The organism is Anaerolentibacter hominis, assembly GCF_032380675.1.
In the GTDB taxonomy this organism is placed as follows: Bacteria; Bacillota; Clostridia; order Lachnospirales; family Lachnospiraceae; genus Anaerolentibacter; species Anaerolentibacter hominis.
Map to the genome: position 1 here is coordinate 748606 of NZ_JAWDIX010000001.1, position 18365 is coordinate 766970.

The 18365-nt window shown below is 46.9% G+C and carries 20 protein-coding genes and 1 pseudogene; 17 read left to right on the forward strand and 4 right to left on the reverse strand.

Annotation, left to right across the window (positions count from 1 at the left end):
* Positions 1 to 45: 45 nt before the first annotated feature.
* From spoIIIAC to ABCW47_RS03385, 16 genes are all read left to right on the forward strand, one after another.
* Positions 46 to 240: a stage III sporulation protein AC gene (spoIIIAC, locus tag ABCW47_RS03310; protein WP_343208442.1), complete on the forward strand. Its 195-nt coding sequence runs from the start codon at positions 46 to 48 to the stop codon at positions 238 to 240.
* 2 nt (positions 241 to 242) lie between these two features.
* The gene (locus tag ABCW47_RS03315; RefSeq protein ID WP_343208443.1) at positions 243 to 623 is read left to right on the forward strand and encodes a SpoIIIAC/SpoIIIAD family protein; all 381 of its coding nucleotides are present in this window, start codon (positions 243 to 245) and stop codon (positions 621 to 623) included.
* Positions 624 to 736: 113 nt separating this feature from the next.
* Positions 737 to 1915, forward strand: a complete 1179-nt coding sequence (locus tag ABCW47_RS03320) for a stage III sporulation protein AE (RefSeq protein ID WP_343208444.1) — start codon at positions 737 to 739, stop codon at positions 1913 to 1915.
* Between the two features lie 178 nt (positions 1916 to 2093).
* Positions 2094 to 2666 carry a stage III sporulation protein AF gene (locus tag ABCW47_RS03325; RefSeq protein WP_343208445.1) on the forward strand — a complete coding sequence of 191 codons (573 nt, stop codon included), beginning with the start codon at positions 2094 to 2096 and terminating at the stop codon, positions 2664 to 2666.
* Positions 2667 to 2736: 70 nt separating this feature from the next.
* Entirely contained in the window at positions 2737 to 3330 is a 594-nt protein-coding gene (locus ABCW47_RS03330) for a stage III sporulation protein AG (RefSeq protein WP_343208446.1), read from the forward strand.
* A gap of 9 nt (positions 3331 to 3339) precedes the next feature.
* A complete protein-coding gene (locus ABCW47_RS03335; RefSeq protein ID WP_343208447.1) occupies positions 3340 to 3918 on the forward strand; it encodes a SpoIIIAH-like family protein in 579 nt (192 codons plus the stop codon).
* A gap of 197 nt (positions 3919 to 4115) precedes the next feature.
* Positions 4116 to 4502 carry an Asp23/Gls24 family envelope stress response protein gene (locus tag ABCW47_RS03340; RefSeq protein ID WP_343208448.1) on the forward strand — a complete coding sequence of 129 codons (387 nt, stop codon included), beginning with the start codon at positions 4116 to 4118 and terminating at the stop codon, positions 4500 to 4502.
* A 179-nt stretch (positions 4503 to 4681) separates the two neighbouring features.
* A complete protein-coding gene (nusB, locus tag ABCW47_RS03345) occupies positions 4682 to 5122 on the forward strand; it encodes a transcription antitermination factor NusB (RefSeq protein WP_343208449.1) in 441 nt (146 codons plus the stop codon).
* Positions 5123 to 5308: 186 nt separating this feature from the next.
* Positions 5309 to 6451, forward strand: coding sequence for an exodeoxyribonuclease VII large subunit (gene xseA / locus ABCW47_RS03350; RefSeq protein ID WP_343208450.1), 1143 nt, complete (start codon positions 5309 to 5311; stop codon positions 6449 to 6451).
* Complete coding sequence (gene xseB, locus ABCW47_RS03355) at positions 6451 to 6666, forward strand: exodeoxyribonuclease VII small subunit (RefSeq protein WP_343208451.1); 216 nt, start codon at positions 6451 to 6453, stop codon at positions 6664 to 6666. The genes xseA and xseB overlap by 1 nt, the downstream gene beginning before the upstream one ends.
* A gap of 22 nt (positions 6667 to 6688) precedes the next feature.
* Positions 6689 to 7588: a polyprenyl synthetase family protein gene (locus tag ABCW47_RS03360; protein WP_343208452.1), complete on the forward strand. Its 900-nt coding sequence runs from the start codon at positions 6689 to 6691 to the stop codon at positions 7586 to 7588.
* 54 nt (positions 7589 to 7642) lie between these two features.
* Positions 7643 to 9508, forward strand: coding sequence for a 1-deoxy-D-xylulose-5-phosphate synthase (gene dxs, locus ABCW47_RS03365; RefSeq protein WP_343208453.1), 1866 nt, complete (start codon positions 7643 to 7645; stop codon positions 9506 to 9508).
* A 32-nt stretch (positions 9509 to 9540) separates the two neighbouring features.
* On the forward strand, positions 9541 to 10350 hold the full coding sequence (locus ABCW47_RS03370) for a TlyA family RNA methyltransferase (protein WP_343208454.1): 810 nt from the start codon (positions 9541 to 9543) through the stop codon (positions 10348 to 10350).
* Between the two features lie 38 nt (positions 10351 to 10388).
* Positions 10389 to 11240 (forward strand): NAD(+)/NADH kinase, encoded by an 852-nt coding sequence (locus tag ABCW47_RS03375; RefSeq protein WP_343208455.1) that lies wholly within the window; start codon positions 10389 to 10391, stop codon positions 11238 to 11240.
* Positions 11241 to 11315: 75 nt separating this feature from the next.
* Positions 11316 to 11771, forward strand: a complete 456-nt coding sequence (gene argR / locus ABCW47_RS03380) for an arginine repressor (protein ID WP_343209581.1) — start codon at positions 11316 to 11318, stop codon at positions 11769 to 11771.
* Positions 11772 to 11839: 68 nt separating this feature from the next.
* Positions 11840 to 12577: a YebC/PmpR family DNA-binding transcriptional regulator gene (locus ABCW47_RS03385; protein ID WP_343208456.1), complete on the forward strand. Its 738-nt coding sequence runs from the start codon at positions 11840 to 11842 to the stop codon at positions 12575 to 12577.
* A gap of 404 nt (positions 12578 to 12981) precedes the next feature.
* Here the strand turns inward: ABCW47_RS03385 and ABCW47_RS03390 are convergent, their stop codons facing one another.
* The 4 genes and pseudogenes from ABCW47_RS03390 to ABCW47_RS03405 form a co-directional block, all read right to left on the reverse strand.
* Positions 12982 to 13584 carry an alpha/beta fold hydrolase gene (locus ABCW47_RS03390; protein WP_343208457.1) on the reverse strand — a complete coding sequence of 201 codons (603 nt, stop codon included), beginning with the start codon at positions 13582 to 13584 and terminating at the stop codon, positions 12982 to 12984.
* A gap of 84 nt (positions 13585 to 13668) precedes the next feature.
* A complete protein-coding gene (locus ABCW47_RS03395) occupies positions 13669 to 14235 on the reverse strand; it encodes a hypothetical protein (protein ID WP_343208458.1) in 567 nt (188 codons plus the stop codon).
* Between the two features lie 32 nt (positions 14236 to 14267).
* Positions 14268 to 15404 carry a hypothetical protein gene (locus ABCW47_RS03400; RefSeq protein ID WP_343208459.1) on the reverse strand — a complete coding sequence of 379 codons (1137 nt, stop codon included), beginning with the start codon at positions 15402 to 15404 and terminating at the stop codon, positions 14268 to 14270.
* Between the two features lie 179 nt (positions 15405 to 15583).
* Positions 15584 to 16937 (reverse strand): annotated as a pseudogene (locus tag ABCW47_RS03405) (MATE family efflux transporter).
* Between the two features lie 475 nt (positions 16938 to 17412).
* On the opposite strand from ABCW47_RS03405, the gene ABCW47_RS03410 reads away from it, so the two are divergent.
* Entirely contained in the window at positions 17413 to 18330 is a 918-nt protein-coding gene (locus tag ABCW47_RS03410) for a hypothetical protein (RefSeq protein WP_343208460.1), read from the forward strand.
* Positions 18331 to 18365 lie beyond the last annotated feature (35 nt).

Here is an 18365-nt window from a genome sequence, read left to right on the forward strand (position 1 = left end):
GCCGGCATCCTGTAATAAAATCTGACAGAAAGGTATGTGGACTTTGTGACGATTAATTTGATTTTCCGAATAGCGGCGGTGGGTATTCTGGTTTCAGTTCTGGGACAGGTATTAAAACATTCAGGAAGGGAGGAACAGGCGTTTCTGACAAGTCTTGCAGGCCTGGTACTGGTTCTGCTCTGGCTGATACCTTACATAGCGGATCTCTTTGATTCCATCAAGCGCCTGTTCGCTCTTTAGCCATGGTAAAAATTGTACTGATCGGAATGGTAGCAATTTTCCTGGCTATCCCGTTAAAAAACCTGAAACCAGAATATGGAACCTACGTAAGCCTGGCCGCCTGTCTGATGATAGCTGCGCTGGGGCTGGTAAAACTGGAGGATATTCTTGCCGATATTGATAAAATACGCTCCTATCTGTCCATCCAGTCTTCTTATCTTCCTATTTTACTAAAAATGATCGGCATCACCTATATTTCACAGCTGGGCTCCGCACTGTGCAAGGATGCGGGTTATCAGGCTGTGGCCAGCCAGATTGAACTGGCCGGTAAGCTCACCATTCTGGTTATGGGAATGCCGATTTTATTATCCCTTCTGGAAGTAATAGACGGAATCCTTCCGTGAAACACTTCCGGACTGCCCTGTTATCCTGCTCTTTCAGACAGAGAAGGATGAAGTTTGAAACAAAGCAGTTTCAAACCTACGTATTGGTGCAATACCACAGGCAGGTCTGAGGTATGGCAGGGGTATATAAGAAGAGAAAGGCACAGGTTCAGAACATGAAACGAATATGGATCTGGCTCCTGCTGCTTGTATTGCTCTGCCTTGTACCGTCCGCAACGGCACAGGCAAATGAGAATGGCAGCACAGAAGCCTATGATGATGTTGACTACGGGCCGATCCAGAATGTTGTAGATGATATTCTGGGAAAGAATAATGAATTTGACTTTAAAGAATATGTGGGCCAAATCATTTCCGGCGAGAAAAAACTGTCCTTCATGGATCTGCTGGAAGAATTGAGAGGCTCGGTGCGCTCCGAGTGGAAGGTCCGACGGACGATTCTGGTACAGCTCCTTTCCGTGACGATTCTGGCAGCGGTATTTTCCAATTTTTCGACTGTATTTGATAAAAACCAGGTATCGGAGATGAGTTTTTATATTTCCTATCTGCTTATTTTTTCCCTGCTCGCAGGCATGTTCGCCATTGCAAGCGGAATTGTGACCAATGCCCTCGCCAACCTTCTGAATTTTATGAAGGTGCTGATTCCTACTTATTTTATAGCAATGTCCTTTGCCAACGGAGCAGTAACTTCGGCTTTTTTTTATGAGTCAACCCTTCTGATCATCGGTGCGGTGGAGCTGGTGCTGCTGCATGTGATTATTCCCATGATTCAGGTACTGTTCGGGCTGGTGCTGGCAAATAACCTTTCCGGTCAGGACAGGCTTTCCAAATTTATTGATCTCATCCGCACCGCGATCAGCTGGCTCCAGAAGACCATGTTTGCGGCAGTGATCGGCTATCACGTGATTCAGGGCATGCTGGTCCCGGTGGCGGAATATGTAAAGAAGTCCGCTCTTTTGAAAGTGACCTCCTTTATTCCAGGGGTAGGCAGCGGCATTGCCTCGGTAGCCGAGACTGTGCTGGGAGCAGGAATACTGCTTAAAAATACCATTGGCATGGTGGGCCTGTTCTTTATTATTTTCCTGGTTCTGGTTCCGGTTGTGAAGATGGGTATCCTGACTTTGATCTGTGCGTTTACCAATGCTGTCACGCAGCCGATTTCCGACAGGAGGATGACGCGGTGTATGAGTGGATCGGAAACGGCTCTGAAATTGCTCTTTTCTACGATGATCATGGGAGCGGCGCTCTTTGTGATTACCATAGCCATGATAACCAATGCGACGGGAATTAAATAGACCAATGAAGAGGGAAGAAGGACAAGGAAGAGTGAAGAATGAATAATGAAGAACGGAGTAAGATGAGGGGATGTGGGGAGTGAAAGCTTCGGCGAAGCCGCAGGTGAAAGTCACACTGCGTGTGAGTGAAAAATGGAGAGTTTTTTGAAGTGAGGGTGCTGGTGCTGCGGAGGTGGGTATGAAGAATATTATTTTTTTTATGGTTCTGATGACGGTGCTTTTGCAGCTGGTGGGAAACAGTGAGTACCGGAAGTATGTGGAGCTGTTTGCCGGGCTGGTTTTGATTGTGGTGGCGGTGACTCCGGTTCTATCTTTTATGGGGAAAGCGGATCAGTTTGATCTTGCTCTTGAGAAGTATGAGTTTGTATCGGAGTCCAGGGATTTGACGGCGGAGTTTGCTGCTGCGGAGGAGAAGAGCAAGGGGATGGCTGCCAGGGAGTATGAGCAGACGCTGAGTGACCAGATGAAGGCAAAGCTTACGGAGGAGGGCTGCGCCGTGGGAAATGTGTCGGTGACGGTGAGCCGGGATGAGAAGGATTACGGGGAGATAAGGGAGGTTCTGGTGGATTTTGAGGATGCGGGAACGGATACCATGGTTCCGGCGATCCGGGTGGAGACGATTGAGATCGGGGAGGATAAGCTTACAAAGACAGAGGGAGATGAGGAAGGAAATGAAGCGTTCGTTCAGGCCCGGAAGGTGCTTCATAAGACCTATGGGATCGGAGAGGAACAGATACGTCTGAAGAATTGATTTCTGGCAGGGAATGAGGACATATGCTGCGCCGGGTTGAGGAAAGAAGGTAAGGAAAGGATGGAGTTCTATGAAAATGAAGGAGAAGTCGGAACAGGTTTTTGAGAAGCTGAAGGAGAAGGGAAAGCTTATTAAGGAAATCGGACCGGGGAAGCTGGCTATTATTCTTCTCTGCGGTGTGGCCCTGATCCTGCTTTCCATGCCGGGCCTGTTTTCTAAGGATAAGGAGGAAGAGGATAAGATGCCGGCGGTGCAGACCGGAACACAGGACAGTTTTTCCAGTTACGGGGAGAAGATGGAGAAGAAGTTTGAGGAGGTGCTGGGTCAGGTACAGGGAATCGGAGAGGTGGATGTGATGATTACGCTCAAGTCCTCGGAGGAACAGGTGGTACTAAAGGATGAACCGTACTCGGAGGAAACGGTGACCGAACAGGATTCCGGAGGCGGCAGCCGGGTCAGTTCCAGTATTTCCAGGGAGGAGGCGACCGTGCTCTCCGAAGGACCCTATGTGGTTAAGACGATTCAGCCGGAAATACAGGGGATTGTGGTGATTGCCCAGGGAGGAGGCGATCCGGTAACGGTTACTCAGATTGTTGAAGCAGCGGAGGCATTATTTAATGTACCTGCACATAAAATTAAAGTAATGAAAAAGAAAAACGGATAGGAGGTAATCATGAAGAAGCTGTTAAAGAAAAATCAGATTATTATTACGGCTCTTGTTATCATGGTTGTAATTGCAGGTTATCTGGAAACGGCAAGAAGACAAAATGAAGCTGCAAATGACGTAATAGAAACCGGAGGAGAAGGGCTGCTGGATCTGACTGCCAATGATCTGGGTACAGACGAGACAGCGCCGGGGGAGGCGTTGCTGGTAAACGCAAATACATCATCATCGGGCGTATTCGCATCGGTGAAGCTGGACAGAGAACAGACCAGAGCAAAAAATAAAGAGTCACTTTTAGAAATCATTGATAATGGGAATATTACAGAAGAGCAGAAAAATGAAGCAATTGCATCCATGGTGGAGCTGACTGCAATTTCCGAAAAAGAAAACGCGGCGGAGACACTTCTGGCCGCAAACGGTTATACCGATGTGGTGGTCAGCATTGTGGAGGGAAAAGCAGATGTAATGGTTGCGGCCAAGGAACTGTCTCTGGAGGAAGCAGCGCAGATTATGGATATGGTAAAACGTAAGACGGATCTGACTGCTGAGGATATTGTTATTACACCTGTGGACCCGGCAGAGGTCTGAGCTTGGAAATATCATAGGCTCTGCAGGGACGATGTCAGGAACCGTTGGGGCTTGCCGGGCTTTGCCGGCTGCATTCCATTTCCTCCGGGCTAATTATTGGTTGCAAATGTTTCAAATTTTGTTATAATAAACTTACGTTGAAACTGAATGCGCAGGTATTTTGCCGTCAGGCACGAAAGGCTAGGAGGTATCCTGAATTGAATAAAGAAGAGACCAATACGAATTACAATATACATGAAGATGGACAGTATGGAGAGATACGGATTGCAGATGAGGTTGTAGCGATCATCGCCGGACTGGCAGCGATGGAAGTTGAAGGAGTTGCCGCGATGGCAGGGAATGCCACCAGGGATCTGATCAGCAAGCTGGGGATGAAGAACCTGTCCAAGGGTGTGAAGGTTGAGATCAGCGATGAGGGCGTGCTGGTGGATCTGTCCATGAATATGGCGTACGGTTACAGTATTCCGGATGTCTGCAGGCAGGTGCAGGAGAAAGTGAATACGGCGATTGAGAATATGACCGGTCTTAAGGTGACGGAGGTTAATATTCATATAGCCGGAGTGCAGCTTGAAAATCAAAAATAGAACGAATCCGGGACCCTTGAATAGTTGTCAGTTTCTATTGAAGGGTCTTTCGTTTCTGATAAGATGGTACAATAAGCATTAGCGTTTGCTGCAATAAGTGTTAACGTTTGCTGTGACGGAGAGAGACAGGCCGGCAGGAATGGCAGAAGAGAAAAGGGAAAGTGTGAAAGGTAATTAAGATGACTAGAAGAGAAGCCAGAGAGCACGTATTCCGGATGCTGTTTATTCAGAATTTTCATTCGGAGGAAGAGCTGAAGAAGGAAGTGGAGCTTTATTTCGGATACTGGGATACGGCGGATGACTTAAATGAGCTCCAGGAAACGGAGCTGGAGGAGAAACTGCTGAAAATTACGGGGAAACTCTCTGAGATTGATCCGATGATTGATGGAGTTTCCGTCGGCTGGAGGCTGGAGCGGATGAGCAAGATTGATCTGACGATCGTGCGCCTTGCCACCTATGAAATGATCTATGACGATTCGGTACCGGTTAAGGTAGCCATTAACGAGGCGGTTGAACTGGCGAAGAAGTTCGGCGGAGATCAGTCTCCTGCTTTTGTCAACGGTATTCTGGCAAAGGTAGCCAGAAAGTTTACGGACGAAAAGGATGAAAAACAAAAATAAAGAGATTCAGCGGCTTTTGCGGGCGGTTTGTGCGGCATGGGCCGGCACGCAGTGCGGGCCGGTATTTGTCTTGAGCGGCCCGGAGGCCGCTGTTTTGGCCTTTTTGTGCTTATAGAAGAAAATCATCCGGCGGGATGTAACATTTTGTTAAGATGAATGCCCGGATGCCGATGAGGGGGAATTTGGATGCAGCAGGTATATTCCGTGTCGCAGATCAATGCCTATATAAAGGATGTTCTGCAGTCGGACTATGTTTTAAATCATATTTACATAAAGGGGGAAGTTTCCAACTGCAAGTATCATACATCCGGTCATATTTATTTTACGCTGAAAGACGCCGGCGCAGCCCTGGCCTGTGTGATGTTTGCGGGAAGCAGAAAGGGCCTGTCCTACCGCATGAAGGACGGCGATAAAGTGATTGTACTGGGTAATATAGGGGTGTATGAGCAGTCGGGCCGCTATCAGCTCTATGCCAGAGAAATTATTCCGGATGGTACCGGCTCCCTTTATCTAAAGTTTGAGCAGCTGAAAAAAGAGCTGGAGGAGGAAGGGCTGTTTTCTCCGCTGCACAAGAAAGAGATACCCTTTTATGCGGCCAGAATTGGAATCGTAACAGCCAGCACGGGGGCGGCGATCCAGGATATTATTCATATTGCGGGTAGGCGCAATCCCTACGTGCAGCTGGTCCTGTGCCCGGCACTTGTGCAGGGGGAGGGAGCTGTTTCTTCTATTATTAAAGGTATCAGACGGCTGGATGCCATGAATCTGGATATCATTATAGTAGGGAGAGGCGGCGGCTCGATTGAGGAACTGTGGGCTTTTAATGAGGAAGCGGTGGCAAGAGCGATTTACCGTTGTCATACACCGGTGATTTCTGCGGTCGGCCACGAGACGGATACCACAATTGCCGACTATGTGGCGGATCTGCGGGCACCCACTCCATCCGCCGCGGCGGAGCTGGCGGTCTGCGATATACACGATATCCTGCACAGACTGGACCAGTACCGCATGAGGCTGAATCATGCGGGGCCGATGCAGCAGCTGAACGGCAGGAGACAGCGGCTGATGGAGTTGGAAGAGCGGCTGACAGACAGGATAGAACGTATCCTTACAGACAAGAAGCATCAGCTTTCTCTGGCAGCCAGCAGGCTTAACAGTGTTTCACCTCTGCGTAAATTAGAGGGCGGGTATGCCTATGTGGAAGACCGGGACGGCAGAGGGGTTAAGAGAGCGGAGCAGGTGAGCTCCGGTGAAAAATTGCGGATCAGGCTGATGGATGGCACCATACATGTCACAGCAGATAAAATCGAAAAAGGGAGGCCGGACTGATGGCAAAAGCAAAGAAATTTGATGATTACTTCAGTGAACTGGAGACGGTCATATCGGATCTGGAATGCGGAGAACTGAGCCTGGAGGAATCCTTCCGGCGCTATAAAGACGGAATAAAACTATTGAAATCGTGCAATGATTCAATAGATAAAATAGAAAAACAGATTATTATATTGAGCGAGCCGGAGGAAGAGGACGACGGACCTTTGGCGTAAAAGCGCCGGCCTGGAGGAAACAATGGATTTTAAGAGAGAACTTGAGAGACGGACCGAGAAGGTAAATGATCTTCTCCGAACTTATATACCGGAAGATTTATCGTACCAGAGCCAGATCGGCGAGGCGATGGAATACAGTCTTATGGCAGGCGGGAAGCGGCTGCGGCCCGTCCTGATGCTGGAAACCTACCGGACCCTGGGGGGAGAGCGGGAGGATGAACTGAAGCCGTTTATGGCAGCGGTTGAGATGATCCATACCTACTCTCTGGTTCACGATGACCTTCCTGCCATGGATAATGACGAGTACCGCAGGGGCAAGAAAACAACCCATGCGGTATATGGGGAGGCAATGGGAATCCTTGCGGGAGATGCCCTGCTCAACTTTGCGTTTGAAACAGTGATCGAAGGTATCCTTAAGGCTTCCGACCGGAATAGGGCAGCGGCGGCAGCCGGAATTTTGGCGAAGAAGGCCGGAATTTACGGTATGATCGGCGGCCAGGTTGTGGATGTACAGTCGGAGGGAGAAGATTTAACGGAGGACAAGCTTACTTTTATCTACCGGCTTAAAACCAGTGCGCTGATTGAAGCTTCCATGATGGCAGGGGCGGTTATGGCGGGAACGGATCAAGATGATCTTCATATTGTGGAGGAGATTGCCGGAAAGGTGGGGCTGGCGTTTCAGATACAGGACGATATCCTGGATGTGACCGGCTCCCAGGAAGAGCTGGGGAAGCCGATCTACAGTGATGAGAAGAATCATAAGACTACGTATGTGACCCTGGAAGGGACCAGGAGGGCGGGAGCTTTGGTAGAACAGTATTCTATGGAAGCTCTGAATAAGCTGATGGAGCTGGAACGGCGGCACGAAGAAAATGAATTTTTGGAGCAGCTGATCCGATTCCTGATTGACCGGAGAAAATAGTCCGGGGAAAGACCCCTTTTGAGGAGAAAAAACGGAGGGCGCACAGGAGGAATCATGTCTCGCATACTGGATAAAATAGAAGGACCCAATGATATCAAAAAGCTGAAACCGGAGGAGTACGACATACTTGCCGCACAGATCAGGGAATTTCTGGTGGAAAAGGTGAGCCGGACGGGGGGACATCTGGCCTCCAACCTGGGAGTTGTGGAACTGACGATGGCGCTGCATCTGTGTATGGATTTTCCGGCGGATAAGCTGATCTGGGATGTAGGCCATCAGGCCTATGTACACAAAATATTGACAGGCAGAAAAGAAGAGTTCGATCATCTCCGTCAGTTTGGCGGTATGAGCGGATTTCCAAAGATGAGGGAGAGCGACTGCGACGCATTTGATACGGGTCACAGCTCTACCTCTATTTCCGCTGCCCTGGGAATGGTGGCCGCAAGGGAGCTGACCGGCACGGATGAAAGAATTGTGGCCGTGATCGGTGACGGCGCCCTTTCCGGGGGAATGGCATATGAGGCGTTGAATAACGCGGCCAGACAGGACTGCGGTTTTGTAATTGTTTTAAATGACAACAACATGTCCATCTCTGAAAATGTAGGGGGTATGTCCAATTATCTGGGGCGTATCCGTACCAACACCGGTTATCAGAACCTGAAGGAAAATGTGGAAAATACTCTGAACCGGATACCGCGTATCGGTACGAAGCTTACCGGATATGTGCGAAAGTCTAAGGATTTCATAAAGAAAATGGTGCTTTCGGGAGTGCTGTTTGAGGATATGGGGCTGACCTATATCGGCCCGATTAACGGCCACGATATCAGACAGATGACAGAAGCGCTGGAAGGCGCTATGAAGTTAAAGGAGCCGGTGATCGTGCATGTGGTGACCCAGAAGGGAAAAGGCTACCCTTACGCGGAGCGCAACCCCTCTAAGTTTCACGGCATTGCCGCGTTCGATAAGGATACGGGAAAATTAAAGAACAGAAAAAAGGAGAGGTCCTATACGAAGGTCTTTTCCGAGCATTTGATAGAACTGGCACAGCAGGATGAGCGGATTGTGGCTGTCACAGCGGCCATGCCGGGGGGGACAGGACTGCTTCCATTCCAGAAGCAATTTCCGGGCCGGTGTTTCGACGTGGGGATCGCGGAGGAACATGCGGTTACATTCGCGGCCGGAATGGCGGCAAGGGGAATAAAACCGGTTGCCGCTGTCTACTCCACATTTTTGCAGAGGGCATATGACCAGCTGGTACATGATGTCTGCCTGAACAATCTGCCGGTGTTTTTTGCCGTTGACCGGGCGGGTATCGTAGGGAATGACGGAGAAACCCATCAGGGAGTATTTGACCTGTCCTATTTATCCAGCATTCCCAATATGGTGGTGGCCGCTCCTAAGAACGAGTGGGAGATGCGGGCAATGATGGATTTTGGAATGGCGTACGATGGGCCTTTTGCTCTGCGCTATCCCAGGGGAGGCGTCTATACCGGTTTTGCAGAGTTTACCGAGCCTGTCTGTCTGGGCAGGGCAGAGGCCCTGCGCCGGGAATCAGGGGTACTGCTTCTCGCCCTGGGAACCATGGTGCCGGAGGCAGAGGAGGTTCATGCTGAATTAAAGAAACATGGAATTGCATCCTCCCTCGTGAATATGAGATTTGCCAAGCCGTTTGACCGGGATTTGTTAAAAGAACTCTTGCCAAGCCACCGGCTGGTCGTTACAATGGAGGAGAATGTAAAAAACGGCAGTCTGGGACAGCGGATCGGAGCCTGGATGGCAGAAGAAGGATATGCGGTTCCCCATCTGGAGATTTCAGTGCCGGATGAATATGTGGTACATGGCAGCAGGGAAGAACTGCTGAAAAAGTATAAAATGGATGTACAGAGCGTTGTGGAGCGGATTCTGCGGAAAATGCGGTGAACGGCTGCCTGCGCCGAAACGGGAGGATTCATATGAAGGAACGGCTGGATGTACTGCTGGTGAAGCGGGGACTTGCCGAGTCACGGGAGAAAGCCAAGGCGATAATTATGTCCGGAAACGTTCTGGTGAAGGGCCAGCGGGAGGACAAGGCCGGAAGTACGTTTGATGAAAACGCGGAGATTACGATTAAAGGTACTGTTTTAAAATATGTGAGCCGGGGCGGTCTGAAGCTGGAAAAGGCGATGGAGCAATTCCCGATTGAGCTTGCAGGGAAGATATGCATGGACGTGGGTTCCTCCACCGGCGGTTTTACCGACTGTATGCTGCAAAATGGAGCGGTAAAGGTATATGCTGTGGATGTGGGTACCAATCAGCTGGCCTGGAAGCTGCGGCAGGATGAGCGGGTGGTTTCCATGGAGAAAACCAACGTGCGCTATCTGACGCCGGACCAGATTGAAGAGCCGGTGGAATTTGTGTCGGTGGATGTTTCTTTCATTTCTCTGACCAAGGTGCTGGCGCCGGTGCAGGCGCTGATGAGTCCGGGGGCGCAGATGGTCTGTCTGATTAAGCCTCAGTTTGAAGCCGGGCGGGAAAAAGTCGGAAAAAAAGGAGTGGTCCGGGATGAGAGCGTTCACCGGGAGGTGATCATCCGGGTCATGGATTATGCTGTAGAACATGGATTTACAATCCGGGGACTGACCTATTCTCCGATCCGGGGACCGGAGGGGAATATCGAATATCTGCTGTTCCTGGAAAATGTGCCTTTTTCCGGAGAGCAGGAGCGCGGACAGCAGGAGGAAATGGTGTCTGCTCTGGTGAGGGATTCCCATCAGAGCCTGTAGGACCAGGAGATACAGCCCAGAAAGGAATGGAGTAAGAGATGGAGAAATTCTGCGTGATAGCCAATGCAGAAAAGAAAAAGAGTTCGGAGCTTGCCAATTACATACAGACGTATCTTGTTAACAGGGGAAAGAGCTGCCGGATTATGGAGGATGTACTCCATTCAGACGGCAGATATACGGACGTATCCCAGATTCCGGAAGGTACGGAATGTGTGCTGGTGATCGGCGGGGACGGAACGCTGATTCAGGCGGCGGTGGACCTGATCCATCGGGATATCCCCCTGGTGGGAATCAATCTGGGTACCCTGGGCTTTTTGAATGAGGTGGAAGAACACAACATAGAGAAAGCGCTGCGCCGTCTCACGGAGGATAAATTCACGGTGGAGAACCGGATGATGCTGGCCGGACACACGGTGTGCGGGGAAAAAACCGGAAAGGAAGATTATGCGCTCAACGATGTGGTGATTTCAAAAGCAGGCCACACCAGCATGATCAAAGTTAAGGTTTATATCAATGGCGGCCTGATTGATTCCTTTGTGGGAGATGGGGTCATAGTGTGTACCCCAACCGGTTCTACCGGCTATAACCTGTCTGCGGGCGGCCCGGTTACGGTTCCGGAGACAACGGTCTTTACGATTACGCCGATCTGCCCCCATTCTCTGAACAAGCGCAGCCTGGTGGTATCCTCGGGAGAGTGTATCACTCTGGAGATATGCCAGAGAAAAGAGGGAATACTGGAGGAGGCGATCGCTTCCTTTGACGGACGGTTCGGGGGCGACCTTCGGGTGGGCGACAAGGTGGAGATTGTCCAGGCGCAGGGCAGCACAAAGCTGATTAAATTGACGGATATGAGTTTTTTTGATATATTGCGGAATAAGCTGAACAAATAACAGCATTTTGAGACAGAGGGTTTGGCACTGTTAACATTTTGAGAAAGATGCAAAATGGGAAAGGCACGGTATAAAATGAAAATTGGCAGACAATCGAAAATTGTGGAACTGGTCAATAAGTTTGATATAGAGACCCAGGAAGAACTGGCGGATTTGCTTACCGCGGCGGGGTACAATGTAACCCAGGCCACCATTTCAAGAGATATCCGGGAGCTGAAGCTGACAAAAGTATCTGTGGACGGCGGAAGGCAGAAGTATGTTGTTTTGAAGAATCAGGAAGAAGGCATCTATGAAAAATTCGTCCGGGTTCTCAGAGACGGCTTTGTTTCCATGGATTACGCGGGCAATATTCTGGTGATCAAGACAATTTCCGGTATGGCAATGGCTATCGCCGCCGCGCTGGACCATCTGGATTTAAATGGTATGGTGGGCTGCATCGCCGGGGACGACACAGTCATGTGCGCGATTCGAACCAAGGAAGAGACTGTGGATATTATGAAACGTCTGAACCGCCTGCTAAATGGAAATTAGTCTTGTATTTGGAGCGGTTTCGTGATAAAATTGTGAGCCGGAGCTTTAATAAGAAAGGGAGAAATGTTATGTCAGGACATTCAAAGTTTGCGAATATTAAGCATAAAAAAGAAAAAAACGATGCCGCCAAGGGGAAAGTTTTTACGGTAATCGGCCGTGAAATCGCAGTTGCGGTGAAAGAGGGCGGTCCCGATCCGGATAATAACAGCAGGTTGCGGGATGCCATAGCGAAGGCTAAAGCTAACAATATGCCCAACGATACCATCGACAGAGGTATTAAAAAAGCGGCGGGAGATGCCAACTCTGTCAATTACGAATATGTTTCCTATGAAGGTTATGGCCCCAACGGTGTTGCGATTATCGTTGACGCACTGACCGACAATAAGAACCGCACCGCCTCCAATGTGAGGAACGCATTTACCAAAGGCGGCGGCAATGTAGGAGCTCAGGGATGTGTTTCCTTTATGTTTGATAAAAAGGGACAGATTATCATCGACAAAGAAGAATGTGAGCTGGAGGCAGATGAACTGATGCTGATGGCGCTGGATGCCGGAGCAGAGGATTTTGCGGAAGAAGAGGACAGCTTTGAGATTACCACGGACCCGGATGATTTCAGTCAGGTCAGGGAAGCGCTGGAGGCAGAGAATATTGCTATGGCCAGTGCGGAAGTGACAATGATACCTCAGACCTGGGTGGAGCTTAGCAGCGAACAGGATTTAAAGTCCATGAACCGGATTCTGGATCTGCTGGATGAGGATGACGACGTGCAGCAGGTTTATCACAACTGGGATGAGCAGAACGACTGATAAGAATAATAATGATATGCCAAGGGGAGCGGCCGCAGTATATTTCAGCGGCAGGCTCCTTTTTTTATTACATAGGAAAGTTCAAAAATAATTTATTTGAAGATTTCAGACAGGCTTATCCGTTTTCATTTATAGAATCAGGAAACACTAATAGATGGAAAGGAGGCCTGTCTATGAAAAAGACACTGTTGTGGACCGCTCTCATTATCTTTGTCGGTGCAGTCGTCCTGTCAATAAAAAGCAAGAAGCAGGATTACATGCAGGACTGGGACATGGAAAACTAAAACGAAGCGGGCAAGCCCACGTTAACTCCCCGTTCCCCTCGTTTATGAGCGGCAGAAATCAGACTGCCGCTCTTTTTTTCTTGCTGGCTGATATAATTATAATTGGATAATTCTGCAGAATCATCCGGGCAGCAAAAGAAAGTGACGGATGATTTTGGATGCTGCCTCTGCATTCGAGAGAAGAGACGGATGAGACCCTGTGTTAAACAGATGCAGATCGGCATGAGGAAATTCCTTTGCCATCTGTACATATTCTTGTTCCAGATCTTTTTGCAGAAGCTCGTCTTCTCTGCTCCCAAGCAGGAGAATGGGAGCCTGCATCTCGCTTAATGACCCGCGGAGCAGAGACAGGCCGCCGAAGCTGTCGGCCACCACTTTGCCTATACGTTCGGGTAAGAGCATTGCCGTATTTACAGCTGCCCATGCGCCTGCGCTGACACCAACCAGATTTACGTTCTGCAGGTCCAGATGTCTGATGAGAGCGGCAGCCTGCAGGGCTTCCTCATACCAGGGCCTGAACGGCTCTTCCTGTGAACTTTCCGACTGTCCATTTCTCAGGAAGTCAATGAGAATCATGCAAAAAGAATTTTCATATAGAGGGAGCAGCGGTTCAAACATGTTCAGGGAAGCTGTATTCCCATGAAAAAAGAGAAGCGGAGCACGATTTAAATTACCTCTGATTATATAATAAATGCGATGATGCTGGCAGGTGAAATATGGCATAGTTAACCGCCTTTCTGATATACTGCGTGCGTCACCAACATACCGGCCGCTCTGGAAGGCGGATTGCCCTGGCAGTTTCCATTCTTATTCGTAAAATCCCCATTTCAGAATGTACATACTTTGAGATTTTTCCTTATCGTTACTATATAATATGGACTGAAAATCCTGGACGGTTAACTCTGGTTCCATAGCCAGTGCGATATAGGAGGTGTCTCTGACCTTATCCTCAACCGAAACCAGATACAGGAAATCCTGACCTACCTGCTCATCATGCCCAAGTTTAAAAAGCTTGAAAACACTTCCGGTGTAATATAAATCGTAAAGGGTATCGCCGCTGGAACGGATGTAGAGACGTATCTTGCATTTCCTTTTTTGCTCTGTCCGGGAAATAAATCGGTTCCATATATGCACATTTTCCTTAATCCCATCCTTGCTGGTGATATATACGCTGTCATCACCGGGAATGTCGGTAAAGGCAAGAATTGAGGAGGGAAGATCGTCAAAACCGGTATAGCGGCCATCTTTATCGATGTAGTGTTCCGGTGAATTGAGCCGGTTGGATATCAATACCGAGATACCCCAGATTGCAGCAGCCAAGAAAAGACACAGGATTAAAGTGATAAGAAGCCATTTCTTTGTTTTAGAATTCATGAAATCCCTCCTTCCAACTCTTTGGTTAATAACTAGTTTACAACATTATAAAATTTAATATAAGAGGAACTATAGGGACAACTATAGCGAGAATGGATCATAACAGGCCCATTGCCCCATTTTGAAATTAATTTGTAATTTGTACTTGAAGTATAACTGTATACATATGCTGAATGATCCGCTGCTCCACCGGATGTCCAATAGATTGCATTTTGACCAATTTTAGACGGTGCAGTTCCAAAATAAACGGCATCTTTTTTTAAAAATGGACTGGGATCGATTACCCAATATTGATACACTAATCCATAATCTCTAAACCAAGTGAAAAAATGACAGTTGTACAAGTTAGACGCATCACGATATAGGGTCGCAGTGGGAAAGGCATTCTCAGATTCTGTGTTTACAGCATTTACTGTATCATGATCCATTTCTTCATAAGAAGAATAATACTTTGCGTAAACAGTTTCACCCTTTTTTGTTTTTAAAGTCACATCGGAAATAGTACGTGAAGATTTAGGAGCCTTAAGATTTGTATCAAATGTCTTTTCTAACCCCTGATAAAAAACCGATTCAAAGGAGGAATAATAGTCTAAATTTTGCTTTTGAATATATTTAAGATTAGTTTCCTGATTTAAAATCTGCATATCTTCTTTAGTAAAAGAATTAATTATCATCTCATGTGACAAGAAAGTTTCAAAAAAAATATTACAAAGAAGGGAATCTAAATTTTCGTCTAATGGCTCGACAACATAACGATCTAGGACTACTGAAGGGGCATCTGACCGAACAAAGAGTTCAGAAACACCACTATAATTTTCTCGAAGTGCATTGATACCATCAGTATAAGAATTATAGTAAATAATTTCAATAAGATAGGGGTATGTAAGAATTAAGTCAAGCAAATTTGAAGTTGAAATATTACTTAAAACAGAATCGGGAATTTGGAATAATGATTTTCTTTCCAATGCAGTAGCAGCATTATTCCATTCAGAGGAATCCTTATCATAAGGTGCAGTATATTGATCTGTATTTGAATCATACCATAAGGATGCTTGTTCATTCATCTGCGGCTGCGGTGTGGAAATTTCTGATGCTTTAGAAAAAATTGATGGTATGGCGATTAGAGTAATTGCCAGAATTAATGCTGTTATTTTCCTGTATTTTTTCATGTATTATTCTCCTTAGATTATGGGTAGATTGATTGACTGTACCTGATTTTGGAAATAGATGTGACCATTGGATTCTCCCCCTTTCATGTTTATACTTATTTTAAATGACAATTCTTGAGAAATCTCTGATTTATCCGAAATTTATTAAAAGATATTTCCTCCGTTGGATATCTCCTACTTTAGTTTTCATTACAGCCCAGTGGGTTATCTGTTTTCTGCTTTCTCGGTAAAGATAACTGCTTAAATACACCTAACATCATGATGACGGCGGCAAGAAAAGATATGATATCTGCGATCGGACCGGAATAAAGAGGACCGGTTACACCGAATACCTGTGTCAGTAAAAGGACAAGTGGTACGCTTAAGATAAAGTCACGAAGCAGAGAAAGGGACATGGACATCATAGGCTTTCCCAGAGACTGCAGGAAGATACTGGTCGCCTTTTGAATACAGCATAAGATCAGGGTAGACAAAAAGATCCGGAAGGACAGAGCGGCAAACTGATTATATAATCCGTCTTCGTTGCCGAACAGACTGATAATCTGTACCGGAAAGAGTTCAAACAGCAAGGTAGCAATAAACCCTACGGCCACTTCCGCGCTTATCATAATCTTATATAGTTTCTTCACTCTGTCAAAATGTCCTGCCCCGTAGTTATATCCCACGATCGGCTGACATCCTGCTGCGATTCCCACGACGATAGCTATCACAATTTGAAATACCTTCATTACGATTCCCATAACAGTCATTGGTATATCTGCGCCATATTCTGACTGGGCACCGTATTTTACAAGAGTGCTGTTCATAACACCCATGATTACGACAATGGAGAGTTGTGTCAGAAAACTGCTGATCCCCAGCGGCAGAATTTTATTTAAATAGCCTCTCTTGATTATAAAACTGCGTTTGTTCAGCTTGAACGTTTTGGGTATGAAACAGATAGCAGACGGCCAAAATAGCCGATACAATCTGTCCTGCAATTGTAGCAAGAGCAGCACCAGTTACACCCCAGTGAAGAACAAAGATAGCTATGGGATCTAAAATCAGATTCATAATACAGCCGATCAGAGTGCTGACCATTGCATATCTTGGACTGCCGTCCGCCCGGATAATGGAGTTCATGGCATTTGCAAATAGAAAGAACGGGATACCAATCAGAATCACGTTAAAATAATCCCGTGCGTAAACAACATTATTTTCCGTTGCACCAAATAATGATAAAATGCTATCCCGGCATAAAGCAAGCAAAATGGTAAGAATAATGCTGCATATAATTAGAAGGGATATTGCGTTTCCCACACCTTTCTGTGCACTTTCACCGTCTTTTTGTCCCTGGCAGATGCTGAGCAGGGAGGCACAGCCATCCCCTATCATCAGTACTATCGCCAGCGCGATAACAGTGATTGGGAATACTACATTGGTTGCTCCATTTCCAAGGTAACCGACCCCTCTTCCAATAAATATTTGATCGACTATATTGTAAAGGGATGAGACGAGCAGGGATAAAATACAGGGAACAGAAAATTTCAGCATTAGCTTCCCGATCGGCGTAACCGCCAGATATTGACTTGTATTACTTTTTTATACTCATGCATTTTGCGGGATTTTTCCCGCAAAACTGCCCAAACAACCACCGGCACGCTTCACGAACCGTATTAATGTAATTGGAAAGACTGAAAGCAGGGCAGTCGCATTTCTCCTTTTTTATTATTTTCTTTCAGCACTCATTTCTACATTTAGCAAAAAAAATAACCTGAATGTGTGGCCTTCACATTCAAGTTACTGCCTGATTTTTACATGTATTATTATAAATCAGGGAAATCGTTTTCGTAAGAAGAAATAATCAACAAATTTTCATGTATTATTTTTTGGTCATAATTCACAATTTTGATGTAATCTGTCCCTGATGACCGATCTTAAATACTTCTTAACTTTTTGGAGGTTTACACCAAAACCGGGAAGTGTTACCATAGGAATAGTCATAAACTAGGAAATGGGAGGATATTTTGTGAAAAAGTTGAAATGGATTACGTTATGCCTGTTGTGCACGCTTCTGATAGGAAGCACGGTATCTGCTGCAGCAGAGACCTACACGCTGGATGAGCTGAATATGCAGATTACCATGCCGGAGGGCTGGGTGAACCTGGATCGGAATTCGGAGAACCCCAATTTCGATGGGGAGATTTTCAATGCCGAGGAACTGGTTCCTTACTATGAACAAAATAATATATATCTGAACAGCATCCGTTCGGATTATTTGTCAGAGCTGGTAGTCACCAAAGTGGAATATGACGGCAGCGAGTCCATCTTTGATTTCAATTCCTTTTCTGATAAGGAACTGGATAAGATTGCAAATGAAATGTATACCGAGGATACAGTTCTGCAAAGCGGTATCCATTACACCGATCACAGTATCTATCAGCAGGAACAGGCAAAATTCATGGTGATGGATTTCTATCAGGAAGCCCAGGGCAGCAAAGTCTATTCCAGACAGTATTATACCATTATTAATGGAAAGGCAATCAATGTCACCCTTCACTCCTATAATGGAGAGCTTTCGGAGGAGGATTTGCAGGCACAGAAGGCAGCGGTGGATTCGATTCACTTTAACGAGATTTTGAAGAAACCGTTCAGCCAGGTATTTAAAGCTCTTCTGCCTACGATTTTAGCTGTTGTTGTGACATGTGTTATTATCGCAGCCGTGGTTATTATCGTACAGAAACAAAAGAAGAGAAGAACAGCGCTGGCCGAACAGGGAACGTCCTCCTATCCGGGGATGAATCCGGCTGGGGGAACTAATTATACCGGACTGGACCCGCTGATGCAAAATGAGTATAAACCGGAAAATCCGCCGTCATCTCAGATTGATATGGGAACAGGTGAAGTTACGGATTACAGTGAAGATATAGATAAACCACAGGAATAATTCAGTAGGAAAAAGAGGCCGCAGTCATGCTTTAT